Source organism: Shewanella halotolerans (assembly GCF_019457535.1).
Taxonomy (GTDB): domain Bacteria; phylum Pseudomonadota; class Gammaproteobacteria; order Enterobacterales; family Shewanellaceae; genus Shewanella; species Shewanella halotolerans.
Genome location: NZ_CP080417.1, coordinates 1,917,320 through 1,931,414, shown reverse-complemented (window position 1 = coordinate 1,931,414; position 14,095 = coordinate 1,917,320). Strand labels below are relative to the sequence as shown.

The 14,095-nt window shown below is 57.1% G+C and carries 12 protein-coding genes; 2 read left to right on the top strand and 10 right to left on the bottom strand.

The window, feature by feature from the left end:
• Positions 1-31: 31 nt before the first annotated feature.
• From K0H81_RS08295 to K0H81_RS08270, 6 genes are all read right to left on the bottom strand, one after another.
• Positions 32-1,006 carry a glutathione S-transferase family protein gene (locus tag K0H81_RS08295; protein ID WP_220060528.1) on the bottom strand — a complete coding sequence of 325 codons (975 nt, stop codon included), beginning with the start codon at positions 1,004-1,006 and terminating at the stop codon, positions 32-34.
• A gap of 78 nt (positions 1,007-1,084) precedes the next feature.
• Positions 1,085-1,525: a DoxX family protein gene (locus K0H81_RS08290; protein ID WP_220060527.1), complete on the bottom strand. Its 441-nt coding sequence runs from the start codon at positions 1,523-1,525 to the stop codon at positions 1,085-1,087.
• Positions 1,526-1,769: 244 nt separating this feature from the next.
• A complete protein-coding gene (locus tag K0H81_RS08285; protein ID WP_220060526.1) occupies positions 1,770-2,678 on the bottom strand; it encodes a LysR family transcriptional regulator in 909 nt (302 codons plus the stop codon).
• Between the two features lie 219 nt (positions 2,679-2,897).
• Positions 2,898-3,278, bottom strand: coding sequence for a cytochrome c3 family protein (locus tag K0H81_RS08280; RefSeq protein WP_144202838.1), 381 nt, complete (start codon positions 3,276-3,278; stop codon positions 2,898-2,900).
• 67 nt (positions 3,279-3,345) lie between these two features.
• Positions 3,346-5,004, bottom strand: coding sequence for an HAL/PAL/TAL family ammonia-lyase (locus tag K0H81_RS08275; protein WP_220060525.1), 1,659 nt, complete (start codon positions 5,002-5,004; stop codon positions 3,346-3,348).
• Between the two features lie 36 nt (positions 5,005-5,040).
• Positions 5,041-6,600, bottom strand: a complete 1,560-nt coding sequence (locus tag K0H81_RS08270) for a flavocytochrome c (RefSeq protein ID WP_144202836.1) — start codon at positions 6,598-6,600, stop codon at positions 5,041-5,043.
• Positions 6,601-6,795: 195 nt separating this feature from the next.
• On the opposite strand from K0H81_RS08270, the gene K0H81_RS08265 reads away from it, so the two are divergent.
• Positions 6,796-8,319, top strand: a complete 1,524-nt coding sequence (locus K0H81_RS08265) for a sigma-54 interaction domain-containing protein (protein WP_220060524.1) — start codon at positions 6,796-6,798, stop codon at positions 8,317-8,319.
• Positions 8,320-8,455: 136 nt separating this feature from the next.
• On the opposite strand, the gene K0H81_RS08260 is transcribed toward K0H81_RS08265, so the two are convergent.
• Positions 8,456-9,613, bottom strand: a complete 1,158-nt coding sequence (locus K0H81_RS08260; RefSeq protein ID WP_220060523.1) for a porin — start codon at positions 9,611-9,613, stop codon at positions 8,456-8,458.
• 315 nt (positions 9,614-9,928) lie between these two features.
• Between K0H81_RS08260 and K0H81_RS08255 the strand changes: the two genes are divergently transcribed.
• The gene (locus tag K0H81_RS08255) at positions 9,929-10,123 is read left to right on the top strand and encodes a DUF4250 domain-containing protein (RefSeq protein WP_041407236.1); all 195 of its coding nucleotides are present in this window, start codon (positions 9,929-9,931) and stop codon (positions 10,121-10,123) included.
• Positions 10,124-10,154: 31 nt separating this feature from the next.
• On the opposite strand, the gene galE is transcribed toward K0H81_RS08255, so the two are convergent.
• The 3 genes from galE to galK form a co-directional block, all read right to left on the bottom strand.
• Entirely contained in the window at positions 10,155-11,165 is a 1,011-nt protein-coding gene (gene galE, locus K0H81_RS08250) for a UDP-glucose 4-epimerase GalE (protein WP_220060522.1), read from the bottom strand.
• 28 nt (positions 11,166-11,193) lie between these two features.
• Entirely contained in the window at positions 11,194-12,753 is a 1,560-nt protein-coding gene (locus tag K0H81_RS08245) for a sodium/sugar symporter (RefSeq protein ID WP_220060521.1), read from the bottom strand.
• Between the two features lie 88 nt (positions 12,754-12,841).
• Positions 12,842-14,071 carry a galactokinase gene (gene galK / locus K0H81_RS08240; RefSeq protein ID WP_220060520.1) on the bottom strand — a complete coding sequence of 410 codons (1,230 nt, stop codon included), beginning with the start codon at positions 14,069-14,071 and terminating at the stop codon, positions 12,842-12,844.
• Positions 14,072-14,095 lie beyond the last annotated feature (24 nt).

Here is a 14,095-nt window from a genome sequence, read left to right as displayed (position 1 = left end):
TTTGTGCTCACTTTTAAACTCTTTACTGAACTCATAAGCTGACCTGAGGGCCGACAGGCACTATACCTGTTGGGTTAAGGGCCTTGATCGAATAGTAGCCCTGCTTGATATGCTCGATGTTGACCGTGGCTGCGATGCCATCGAGGGCATAGATGCGCTGCAGATAGGCCTGTAGCTGCGGCTTCTGGGCGATCAGCTCACGGTTACACTTGAACAGGCCATAGTAGGCGACATCGAAGCGCACCAGGGTCACGAAGGCGCGAATATCCGGCTCGGTCAGCTGCTCGCCGAGCAAGTAGGGGCGACCATCGCTCAGGGTCTGTTCCAGCTCATCGAGCAGGCTAAAGACGCCTTGATAGGCCTCTTCGTAGGCAAACTGACTGGTGGCAAAGCCCGCCTTGTAGACGCCATTGTTTAACTGGTGATAGAGACGCTCATTCAGGCTATCGATAGCTTGGCTTTGCTCTTTTGGATAGAGATCCAATGCCGGATTTAATGCCGAGTCGGTAAGGTGATCGAAGGCGGTGTTTAACATGCGTATGATGTCTGCCGACTCGTTGTTCACTATCACTTGGCGCTGCTTATCCCAGAGCACGGGCACGGTCGCCCTGCCGGTAAAGCGTGGATCCACCTGGGTATAAAGCTGATGTAGATACTTGTGGCCATTGAGGATATCTTGGTCTCCACCTACTTTGCTATCCGGCGCGCCGCCAAACTGCCAGCCCTGCTCCGAAAGCACTGGGTTGACCACGCTAACGCTGATATGCTCGTTAAGGCCCTTGAGCGCCCGCACCATTAGGGTACGCGAGGCCCAGGGGCAGATATAGGCGACATAGAGATGATAGCGGCCAGACTCCGCCTTAAAACCGCCCTCACCCGTAGGACCAGCCTCGCCTGTCGGCGTTATCCAGTTGCGAAAGCTAGAGATCTGACGCACGAAACGCCCCTCATCATCCTTCGCCTGCACCGGCTGCCAATCTCCATTCCAACGACCATCGACTAACATCTGCTTCTCCTTCTAAACCCGTAACAGGATGCGGAGCATAGTCTCCTACACCCGCCCCTACCGCATAATTGGCTAACCTTAGAGACGACCGGTCAGTAGCTTATCAACTGAGTAGCGTCCACCGCCCTGCACCGCCAGAGATAGCGAGGCCGCCAGCAATATCAAGGCAAACTCGTAGCCGTTGTTAGAGACAAACAGGCCGTTGCCCACGTGCAGCGTCATAGCCACCGCCATGGTGAAGGCGGTCAGCGCCGCGGCGGGACGGGTCAACAGACCCAGCACCAGTGCCAGCCCTCCGAAGAACTCGGCGCTACCGGCCAGCAGGGCCATCAGGTAACCGGGTTCGAAGCCGACACTGGCCATCCACTGTCCTGTGCCTTCCAGGCCATAGCCGCCGAACCAGCCGAACAGCTTCTGGGCGCCGTGGGCGGCGAAGATGAGTCCTAGGGGTAGACGCAGTACCAAGGGGGCCAGTCCTGCATCGCTGTTGAGTAGTTTGGTTAATGTTTGCTTGTTCATAATGCTCTCCTCAAAGATGTTTGGTTTGCAGCCTTTGGCTTGGATTAGGTTTTAGCCATTCGCTGCCGATGAGGTAAATGTAGCTCTCAACGTTAAATTGATAAACATCACTATCATTTAATGATTGACAACAAAATGGCGATAATAATCCTAGACGGCAGATAGGGCTTAAGGATTAGCGCTCGGGCGCGGAAAGCTTGAGGACGAGAAAGCTGGCTAATGTGAGGAAGCAGGCGTGAGCCAGCTAGTCGTCTATCGCATCCCAGTAAGGGGTCTTGCCATAGTATTGGCTCAGGGCATCGACGAAACAGCGCACCTTGCTGGCGAGAAACTTACGGTGCACATAGACGGCGTACAGGCCGAAGGGCTCTGGGGTATACTCGATGAGGATCGCTTTGAGCTTACCACTACGCAGGGCCTTGCTCACCAGAAAGGTAGGCTGCACCACTATTCCGCGACCGGCGATGGCGGCCTCCACCAGCATGTCGCCATTGTTACAGGCCAGATCGCTTGGGATCTTCAGCGCCGAGAAGTGCTCGCCGAAACGACCGAAGGCCGCGCCCAGATCCGAATAACTAAAGTGCAGATAGTTGTGATGGATAAGATCCGCCGGGGTCTTGGGTTCACCGCGCTCGGCCAGATACTCGGGAGAGGCGCAGACAACCAGCTTGATCGGGGTGAGCTTCTTGGCGATAAGCGAGGAGCTCGAAAGCTGACCGATGCGCAGCGCCACATCGACGCCATCCTCCAGTAGATCCACCTTCTTGTCCGTCAGGGTGATATCCAGCCTGACATCCGGGTGTTGCTGCTGAAACTGCACCAGGGCACTGGGCAGATGATGAATACCGAAAGACATGGGGGCGCTGACCTTAAGCAGACCCGAGGCGGTCTCGCTGAGATTGGTCAGGGCGTTGTCCATCTCCTCGATATCGATAAGCACCTGCTGACAGCGCTCGAAGTAGGCCCTGCCCGCCTCGGTCACGTTGACCCGCCGCGTGGTGCGATTGAGCAGGCGCACCTTGAGATGCTCCTCGAGCTGGGACACATACTTGCTGACCAGCTGCGAGGAGAGCCCTAGCCTGTCCGCCGCCTTGGTAAAGGAGCCCTCCTGCACCACGGCGGTAAAGGCCTTCATGGTATCGATTCTATCCAAGATAAGCTCCCCTATGCGTTCTTAATCAGTCGCCAAATTAGTCATCAGATGTTGATAATCAAAGACAAAGTAGCCTATTTAAGCGAATAACTGAAGGTAATAGCTGGAAAATCGCGGGAAAGAGGCAAAGAAAAAGCAAAGAAAAAGGCCACAGCAGCGGGAGCGTGCGCTGTGGCCCTTGTCCCCAGACTCGGCACTGGGCGCCCTAGCCGAACTTGGCTAACGTTTCATCTTAGGGTACTTAAACTCATGACACTGGTTACAGTACACCTTGCTCTCCTTGTGCTCCTGGTGACAGTAGGTACAAGGAAGATCGCTGCCATAGTGCAGGCTGTCGTGGGGATTCGGCTCTACGCTGTGGCCTGCCCCCTCGGGGCGCTTGGTCAGCTCGGCCATCTCGGCCGCCGTGCCGTGACAAGACTCGCAGGCACTCATCTTAGGAATGCTCTTGCGTTTCGCCTCACCATGACAGGCGCTGCACTCGATCTTGCCCTGCTCGTTGGTCATGATCTCTTGGTGATAATCTTTTAACTTCATGGCCTGTGCACCCGGCGCGCTCAGTAGCGCCGCCAAACAGAGGGCCGATAATACTCTTAACATCTTGAATCCTTATTGTGGGGCGACCAGCGCCCCAGCTAATAACTTGCTTAGGCTAAAGCCCAATCCATCAGTACTTGACGATGAAGTCGTGTGACGCCTGAATGTCTGGCGTGAACGGACGGTCAAGCTCGACGAATGGCACCTGTTGACGATACGCCTGGTACATGGCCTGGGTTGCCTTACCTAGCTTAAGGTCGGCATTGGCGGCCTTGCGCAGGTCGATCGCCTGGGTCGAGTGCAACAACTCCAGGCCATACATGGTGTTGATGTTGTCGACGATCTGGATCAGGTTGTCGCTCGCCAGCTTAAGGTTGGTGAAGGTGTCTTCTATGTTACCAGCGATCTGAATGCCGTCGAATGACACTGGGGTCGCCAACATCTTGTTACGCACCTGCATGTCCACGAAGGTCTTCTGGATGGCGCCGAAGGCGTGACCATTGTTACCCGGCGCGCTCAAAAAGCGTGGCAGATGGGTAAAGTGATCGTCCGATAGGTGAATGGTGCGCATGGCGCTGTTGTGAGACACATGAGTCAGGGCCACACTCAATTGCTGCACCGCCAGAGCCACGGGGAGCGGCTCGAAGTTAGTGGTTGGGAACACACCGCCCTTGCCTTCGACCAGATACTTGGCCACCTGAGAGTTTTCGGCGTACTGCTTGCTCGCGCCCAGGATCACCCCAGGGTTATCGTCTGAGTGGTTGATCTGAATATCGATCACCTGCCCCAGATCAGACAGCGCCTTCTGGGCACTCGCCAGGGTATAGGCGGTGGTGCGGTAACTCAGCGGGTCTTGCAGCGGACGCTCGCTGTTGAGATCCCACAGGTAGCTGCCAGACAGTGAGCCTAAGATATCCTCAGTAGTCGCCTTCAGATAAGGGAAAGGACGAATGTCATTGGTCTGTGGCAGGAACGGCGCCACGTTACCGTTTAGCCCTTCCAGGCTCAGGCCAAACACGGTTGGCGAGACCTGCAGCAGATGCTCGGCGTCCTGATAACCTTGCATGGCGTAGGCCACGGCGACCGAGTTGTTCGACAAAATAGAGAGCGCATCTTTGCCGATAGGCTTAAGCGGCTTGACGCCCGCCTTGCTCATCGCCTCGACACTGCTCATGCGCTTGCCTTGATAGAACACATCCCACTCGCCGATCATCGCAAGGCCCACGTGGGATGCCAGCAAAATGTCCGCCTCGCCTACTGTACCCAGCGATGGAATGACAGGCGTGATCCCCTGGTTCAGGTAGGCCTTATAGATCTCGGCCACATAGGGCTGCACGCCGGTGTGACCAGACAAGATGGTATTTAAGCGAACCGCCAGGGCGACACGGGTGAGTCTTACCGGCATCGGCTCGCCAACGCCCGCGCTGTGTGCTCTTAGGGTGCTGTAGTTAAAGGATTTAGAGGCCGCCATCACCTCGGCGCTTAGCTCGCCGTTGGCATCGAACAGCTTGTGGTCCTTGTTCAAGCCCACACCTACTGTGAGACCATACACAGGCTTACCCAGACGCGCCGCTTCCATCAGCAGATCGTGGGCCTTCACCAAAGCGGAGGCCGCCTGAGGCGCGATATCCACCTTGGCGCCATCGGCGATCGCCCAGGCCTGGGCCTGAGTCAGATGCTGACCGTCGAGTACCACGGTATCACTTGCCATGGCGGCGCCAGAGGTCATCGCCAGGGCGCTGGTTGCCAGGGCTGTAGTTGCCAACAGAGTATTTACTTTTTTCATCATCAATTCCTTAATATTTTTCTCGGCTGCACACCTGTGCTATGCCTGTTTTAATTCGATTGCCGCGCTCGCCGCGCAGATACGACCGGCGTTTCTGCCCGTCACCACACCTTCTGCCACGGCGCAGGCGCCGAGACGGCTCGCCCCATGGATGCCACCTGTCGCCTCACCGGCGGCATACAGGCCGTCGATAGGCTCGTTGCTCACCAGGTGCAGCACCTGAGACTGGGTATTCACCTTCACGCCGCCCATGCAGTAGTGCACCTTGGGCCACATGCGCACGCCGTACCAAGGGCCCTCTTCCAGCGCCATGGCCTTCTGCATGGGGCGACCAAACTCCTTGTCTTCGCCGGCTTTTACCGCGTCGTTCCAGCGCGCCACCTGGGCCTTCAATGCCTTGGCGGGGATCTGATACAGGGCCGCTAACTCTTCTAATGTGTCCGCCTTCTGGATCACCTTGTACTTGAGGCCCCACTCCAGGGTTTGGGCCTGGGCCGCGCCCTTGGCATTAGTAAAGCCCACGGGATAGACGGGATTACCCTGGGCGTCACGGCGGGTCATGATGGCGTCGGCGCGAGCCTTACGGTCAGCCAGTTCGTTGAAGAAACGCTCGCCGGTACGCACATCCACCACTATGCCGCTGGGATAAGTGGCAATGGTGTTGAACTGAGAGGCGGTGCCGAAGCCCTTCTCGTCCGGTGATGCCCAGGGGCCGAGCTGGATCTGGTCCAGATGGATCGGGTTGGCGCCGATCAACATCATCTGCTTGAGGGCCTCAGAGGTCGCGCCGGGATGGTTGGTCGAGTCGAGATCGCCATTTAATTCAGGCTGCTGCATCTGACGATACTCGAGATCCCGGGAGAAGCCGCCGGTGGCCATGATCACCCCCTTGCGTGCGCCGATAAGATGTATTTTACCCGTGCGCTCCTGCGGGAAATAATAGCCATCGCGAACTTGGACACCGATCACGCGACCGGCCGGATCTTTCACGAAAGATTCGAGCTTGGTCTGATTTCGCATCTCGATACCATGCTGCTTCGCCGCCTTGATCAGGGGACGAATGATGCCGGCGCCTGAGCTCTGCACCGTCTGCAGCACGCGCGGCAGCGAGTGACCACCGAAGTGCTGCACAAAAGGCTTCCACTCAACGCCATAGGCCTCCAGCCACTGGCAAGACTCGGCGGTGCCGTTACACACCAGCTTGAGCATCTCGACATCGTTCATGCCGCGACCCGCCTTGAGCATGTCGGCCACCATGGTATCGACCGAATCCTTGATCCCCTCCTTGGCCTGCAACTTGGAACCGGCCACCGCCATGGCGCCGCCATTGATGGTGGAGTTGCCGCCAAACACGGGCATCTTGTCGATCACCATGACGCTGGCACCGGCCTCTTTGGCCTGCAGCGCCGCCGACATGCCGGCGAAACCGCTTCCAATCACCAAGACATCGACTATCTCGTCAAAATGGGGCGGTTTATCGCCACTACACTCGGCCGCCTGGGCGCTCATGGCGCCCAGTCCCGCCACACTGACGGCCATCGCGGCGCCGCCTTTTAACAGCTGGCGACGACCCGGGCTTATCAGATCTTTCTGTTTCATTTTTAATTTTCCTTTCGACCATTTGAGCAAAGTAGAATCGGGGGAATTCGCCTCGATTTCATGCAGATAAGATTGCACCCGGCATGCCAACTACCTAAAAAGAGGGGGATAAGGAACAATTTATGAAGGGGGGCACAGAATCACGAAATATGATGATCTACAATCACGAAACTTCGTGATCACCGTGACATTTCAATGCAAAAACAATTCTATTTCGAAGCCACCCAGCGCCTGTGCAGCAGCCTGGAGCTGGAGCAGTCCCTGCGAGCCTACTTCGAATATGTCAGGCAACACCTGCCCATCGACGGCATCTACCTCAACATCTACCGCCCCGAATATGGTGACATCCAGTTTCTGGCCCATGTGGATGAGGCGCAGACTACGGCGTTGAATAAACAGGTGAAGATCTCCGCCGAGATGCAGGCCCTGCTGAGCCAGCCCGACCGTCCGGTGATCCGCATCATCAACGATCTCGAGCACGATCAGGTGACAGGCTTCGTCGCGCCTCAGGTGATCCCCAATATCCAGTCGGTGATTCTGCTGCGCATGCTCAGCGGCAACACCCATCTGGGGGTGGTGGGTTTCTATGCCAAGCAGAAGGCGCAGTTTTGTCATCGCCACGCCGACCTTATCGAGCCCCACAAGGATACCCTGTCGCTGATCACCGCCTTTAACCTCAAGGGGCGCAACCTGCTCAGGGCCAATCAGGCACTCACCCAACAAAACCGCCTACTCAAGCAGGCCTTCAATCCCTGCGGGGTGATCGGCGCCGACTCAGGCCTCAAGCGGGTGATGACCCAGGTGGAGGCGATCGCCAAGCTGCATACCAGCGTGTTGATCCTGGGGGAAACCGGCTGTGGTAAGGAGGTGATCGCCAACGCCGTTCACTGTAAGTCACAGCGGGCCGACAAGCCCTTCATCAAGGTCAACTGCGGCGCCATCCCAGAGAGCCTCATCGACTCTGAGCTGTTTGGCTATGAGAAAGGCGCCTTCACCGGCGCCGAGCATCGCAAGGCAGGTTTTTTCGAACAGGCCAACGGCGGCACCATCTTCTTAGACGAGATCGGCGAGCTGCCCTTGTCGGTACAGGTGCGTCTGCTGCGGGTGCTGCAGAACGGCACCATCACCCGGGTGGGCGGTTATGATGCCATCAACCTAGATATTCGGGTGATCGCCGCCACCCATAGAAACCTGCAGGCCATGGTGAAGAAGCAGACTTTTCGTGAGGATCTCTGGTATCGCCTGGCGGTCTTTCCTATCGAGATCCCTTCGCTACGTCAACGCCGCTCGGACATTCCCCTGCTGGTGCAGCACTTTATCGAGGTGCTGGCGGCCAAGTTTAATCTGGACAAGCTCCCCAGGGTCAGCAGTGAACAACTCGACAGCCTGAATCACTACCATTGGCCGGGCAACGTGCGTGAGCTGATCAACGTGCTGGAAAGGGCCATGATCGAAACCCCAGAGGGACCGCTTAACTTCAACCTGACTCAGGTGGACAAGGTGGAACCTGCGGCCAACGGCAAACATGAGACCATCATCATAGATCCCAGCCATGCCAGCGATAAACTGGTGCCCCTGGATGTGATGGTGAGTAAGTATATCGCCCATGCGCTGCGGATCACCGGCGGTAAACTCTATGGGCCGGGCGGCGCCGCCGAGATGCTGGATATCAACCCCAATACCCTGCGCAGCAAGATGAAGAAGCTGGGACTGTGCTAACTGCCAGTGTTAAAAGCTTGGTGCTTAACACTTGGTGTTAAGTGCTTAACGTTAGAAACTGGCGCTAAGCCTTTAAATATCAGAGACAAAAAAAGCACTCCGAGGAGTGCTTTGAACTTTGCAGGGAACAATCAAACTAGAAGAAGTAGCGGATACCGACGGCGTAGCTGTTATCTTGGGCCGCCTCGAAACCCTTGTCATCCATGTCGCTGAAGTCGAACTTGGCTTCGGCAAACATCACGGTATCGCGGCTGTAGCGATAGTGCAGGCCTACTACGGCAAACTGACGCGTCCAGTTACCCTTGATGGCCGTGGTTTCGTCGGTATCCAGATCTTGGTAAGAGATCAGGAAGCTAGGCACGAAACCATTGTCATAGTGGTAGGCCACCAGAAACTCGGCGCCGGTAGAGTCATACAGCTGACCGGCCACCAATTCGTTTTGCTTGCTCTGATGGGCGTTGAAACCGACATAGAGACCCTTGGCGTCGCGGCCCGGCGCATACTGGTAGAAGGAGCCATACTGGGCGCCGATACCTATGATCTCATTGGTATCATCGACGCTAACTCCGGCCAGCTCACCCTCGAAATCGCCGCGGTTAAAGCCGGCAAGTACCTTAAACTTATCGGTCACATGATAGGTCAGGTTGGCGCCATAGCTGGTGTCGAAGCTCAGGTGAGAACCATCATCCACCGCCTGACCATTCTTATCAAACAGGGCGACGTCACCATTTTGCTTGGCGGCGTATTGCAGCGCGATATCCAGATCGCCGAAGCTGTTACGATAGATGAAGGCTGAATCGGCGCGGCCCGCGCCCGTTAGGCCACCGTCACCGAAGGTATAGGCGCCAACCGAGTATCCGGTATAAACGTTGAGCACGTCTGTGGTGTAGGCCACGTCATAGTAGGCGCCCCACTGCTTACCAAAGCTCAGGCTACCCCACTTGGCGTGTGACAGGCCGACATAACCCAGACGGTTAAACAGGAAGTCTGATGTCTTCTGCGCGCCCAGCTGGCCGCCCACATATTTGAGCGAGTCGTCGCTGGTGACCATGTTGATGCCCCACTCGGTGTGAGCGAAGCTGCGCCAGCCGTTCTTCTCCTGGCGGTCGAACCGGAAGCCGACACGCGAAAAATTATCAACCACGGCGGTGTCGTCACCATCGTTAACCGCGGCGAAACCTAGCCAACCCATCATATTCAGTGCATTGGTTTGATCCTTGTACAACTCGATAGCCTGCGCCGAGCTTGCCATCAATACAGATGGGATCAACAGAGCCAATAACTTCTTATTCATCACATTTTCCCTTTATCAGTGTTTACGCTGTTTTTTTGTTAGCTTGGGTATTCCCAATGACCTCTCTCTACCAGCAGCTAACGTGCCAGCACGGGATAAAAGGGCTGTATCGACAGGAAGTTAGAATAAGATCAAACGTTCACGAAATATCGTGATACGTCATCACTAAATATCGTGTTAACAGTTAAATATCGTTGTAAATAGCGATGGAAAGAGGTGTCATCAAAGGGCGAAGCCAGGTAACAGCGCCGTTGTCAGCCCATAAAAACTGGGCTAAACCTATAACAGATGCATACTCAGATGCAGGAGGACGAGATGGATTACCACTTAACCCAGCTAAGCGGCGATATTCTGGTGGGCATAGTCAACGAGCAGCTCAGGCTGAACTGTCATGATAGGCAAGACCTCTTCTACCAGCTGGACATTCCCAGCGCCCAGCTGGAGCAGAAGCTGGCGGCCTCAGGGTTCGAATATGACCCCATCAGCAACCAATACAAGGCCTGCAAATAGCGACTAACCTGCCAGCGAGTTAAGAAGCTGTTTAGCTATATCCCTGGGGATTACGACACTGCCAGCGCCAGCTGTCTTGCATCATCTGCGTAAGATCTCGCGCCGCCCGCCAGTCGAGCTCCCGGGCCGCCTTATCTGGGCAGGCATAGCTGGCGGCGATATCCCCGGGCCGGCGCGGCGCCATATGCAGCGCAATGTCTTTACCGCTCGCCTGCTCGAAGGCCCTTACCATCTCAAGTACAGAATAGCCCTGCCCCGAACCCAGATTAAAGGTATGACAGCCCGCCACCCCATGTAGCCGTGTCAGGGCCGCCAGGTGCCCTTGTACCAGATCCATCACATGGATATAGTCGCGCACGCCTGTGCCATCGGTTGTGGCATAGTCGCTACCAAATACCGACAGATAGGGGCGGCGCCCCATGGCCACCTGGGTGATATAGGGCAAGAGATTATTGGGCTCCCCCTTGGGATCTTCGCCAATCAGCCCTGACTCGTGGGCGCCGGCTGGATTAAAGTAGCGCAGCAAGATCACGCTAACATCTTGGCGCGCCCTGGCCCACTCGGCGCACATCTGCTCCACCACCAGCTTGGTCTGGCCATAGGGGTTAGTGCTGGAACAGGGCGCCGCTTCCGTGATGGGCAATGTTGGATTCGCCCCATAGACGGTGGCCGAGGAGGAGAAGACCAGGGTCTTCACCCCATGGCGGGTCATGGCGCTTAGCAGGCGCATGGAGCCGACCACATTGTTATCGTAATATTCCAGTGGCAGCCGGTTCGACTCCCCCACCGCCTTGAGCCCGGCAAAGTGCATCACGGCATCGATATGGTAACTGGAAAACAGGGCATCCAGCGCCCGCTCGTCGCGAATATCCCCCTCGACGAAGGTGAGTTTGGCCGCGGTGATCTGCTCGACTCGCACCAGGGACTCAAATTTGGCCCGTGACAGGTTATCCAGCACCACCAGCCGATGCCCGGCGCTCAGCAGCTCGACGCAGGCATGGGAGCCGATATAGCCCGCGCCCCCTGTGACTAAAACGTTCATCTTTTCACCTTTCATCTGCTGTAATGCCCTACCACCAGGTGACGTAGAGGAAGTTGAGGATCACCACCACCCCCAGGGCACTGAGATTGAAGGCTCTGCCCGTCTTGAAGCTGACGCCGCCTAAAGCCACACTCGTCCCCTCTTCGAGAGAGCGCCCCATGAGGGATACCAGCACGCTAAGGACCAGACAGAGCAGGAACACCAGGCCGATGCGATCCATGAAGGGCAGCTCGGGCCAGTAGAACCTAAGGCCGAAGGAGAAAATAGCCGAGCCCAGCGCCGCCGCCAGCGCGCCTTGAGAGGTCGCCCGGCGCCAGAACATGCCCGTTAGGAAGATCACCACGATCCCTGGGGTAAATACCCCCGTAAACTCCTGAATATATTGAAAGGCCTGCTCGAACTCACCCAGCAGCGGCTGAGCCATCGCCAGGGCGATCAACAGGCTTATCAAGCTAGACAGCCTGCCCACCAACACATAGTGCCCCTCGGATTTGGCCGGGCGCACCATGGCATAGATATCCATGGTGAAAATGGTCGAGATACTATTGGTCATGGAGGCCAGGGAGGAGACGATGGCCGCCACCAGCGCGGCAAACACCAGCCCCTTCACCCCGGCGGGCATCAGGGCCATCATGGAAGGATAGGCCTGGTCCGGCGACTCCAGCCCGGGATAGAGGAGCACGGCGGCGATCCCCGGCAGCACCACGATGAGTGGCATTAAGAGCTTAAGATAGGCGGCGAAGGCTATTCCTTTCTGCGCCTCGGCCACGCTCTTGGCCGCCAGGGCGCGCTGTATGATGTACTGATTAAAGCCCCAATAGCTGATGTTCATGATCCACAGCCCGCCTACCAGCACAGAGATCCCCGGCAGGCTCATGTAGTGGGGGTTACTCTGACTCAGGATCATCTCGAAATGCTCCGGTAAGGCGCTGGAAAGTCTGTCGAATCCTGCCCAGACGCCCTGCCCGTCGGCGACCCTGTCCAGCGCCAGATAGCTGAGCAGCAGGCCACCGAAGATCAGCAGCACCACCTGAATGATATCCGTGTAGGCCACCGCCTTGAGGCCGCCATAGAGGGAGTAGGCCAGGGAAAACAGCGCCAGCAACACCATGCCATAGAGCCAGTCGATCCCCGCCACCGTCTCGATCGCCAGGCCGCCGAGCCAGAGTACGGCGGTGAGGTTGACGAAAATGTAGACAGACAACCAGAACAGCGCCAGCGTGGTCTTGACCCGCTTGTCGAAGCGCTGCTCCAGGTACTGGGGCATGGTGTAGATCTCGTTCTTGATGAAGATGGGCAGCATATACTTACCCACCAAGATCAGGGTGATCGCCGCCATCCACTCGTAGGAGGCGATGGCCAGGCCGATGGCATAACCAGAGCCCGACATGCCGATGATCTGCTCGGCGGAGATGTTAGAGGCGATTAAAGATGCGCCGATCGCCCACCAGGGCAAGGCCTTGCCCGCCAGAAAGTAGTCCTTTGTGTCTCGCTCATGACGTTTGTCCTGGCGGGAGATCCACAGCGCCAGCCCCAGCAGCCCGAGGGCGTAGACCAGCAATATGCCAATATCCAGTGTCTCTAACATAGTCGTCTTCTCTTATTCTTATGACTTTTTCTATAGCGAGCCCCTGGCCCGCCCCCAAACAGGCTTAAGCACTTAAGCCTTTAGGCGCTTAGGCGAAGGCCCCCGCCCCGCTATGGCACAGATAGATATCTGCCGTCAGCCCTGTCCTGGCCTGATACTCGGCGGCGATTGTCTCGCGCACCTCGGCTATCTTGTGCTCCGGCAGCAGGGCGACCACGCAGCCACCGAAGCCGCCGCCAGTCATGCGCGCGCCGCCATCCATGCCCAGCACCTCGCTAACCAGTGCCACCAGACAGTCCACCTCAGGAGTGCTCACGGCAAAATCATCTCGAAGCGAGCGATGAGAGGCGGCCATCAGACGACCGATGCGGGCGCTGTCGCCTGCGCTTAGCGCCTCTGCCATCTCAAGCACCCGGGCGTTTTCACTCACCACATGGCGGGCACGCCGAAACAGGGTCGGCTCAAGCGAGGCTTCTGCCTGACACAGCTGCTTATAGCTCACCTGCCGCAGCGAGCTCACGCCGAAATACTGCGCCACTTTTTGGCACTGCTCGCGCCTCAGGTTATATTCGCTGCCCACCAGCGCCCGCTTCACGTTAGAGTTGATGATCATCAGGCTTAGGCTGCGCGGTAGGGCTACCTGATTGATAGCGAGATCGCTGCAATCGAGCAGCATGGCGCGCTCCGCCTCTCCCATCGCCGAGATCAACTGATCCATGATGCCGCAGTTACAACCAACGAACTCATTCTCCGCCTGCTGGCCCAGCTGCGCCGCCTTGATGCCATCGATCTTAAGATCGAATAGCCCGGCGAAGGCCTTGATAAGCGCCATCTCAAGGGACGCCGATGAGCTCAGCCCCGCTCCCTTGGGTAGATTGCCAGTGATCATCAGGCTGGCGCCCCTGAGAGGTGGCTGACCCGTCTCGGCCAGATAGGCACTTAGCATCTTCACCGTGCCGCGCACATAGTTGCTCCAGGGCGAGACGCTATCCAGTGGCATCTGCGCCATTGCCTGGTCATCGAGCGAAAAGCTAACCTGCTCGTTGTCCATGTCTCTGGCCACCACCTGGATCTGGAAATCATCGCGCTGAGATGCAGCCACTAAGGTGCCCCTGTCGAGCGCCACTGGTAAAACCCAGCCCAGGTTGTAGTCGGTATGATCGCCAATCAGGTTGACCCGCCCCGGGGCATAGGCCACCAACGCAGGTTCTTGGCCGAAGGCCTGGGTGAAGGCCTGGGTGAAGGCCTGGGTGAAGGCCTGGTTGAAGGCCTGGTTGAAGGCAAGGGTATGGGCTTGAGTTAGCTCGCCATTTTTCATCTTTCTGTCCTTTTGTTTAAAGCC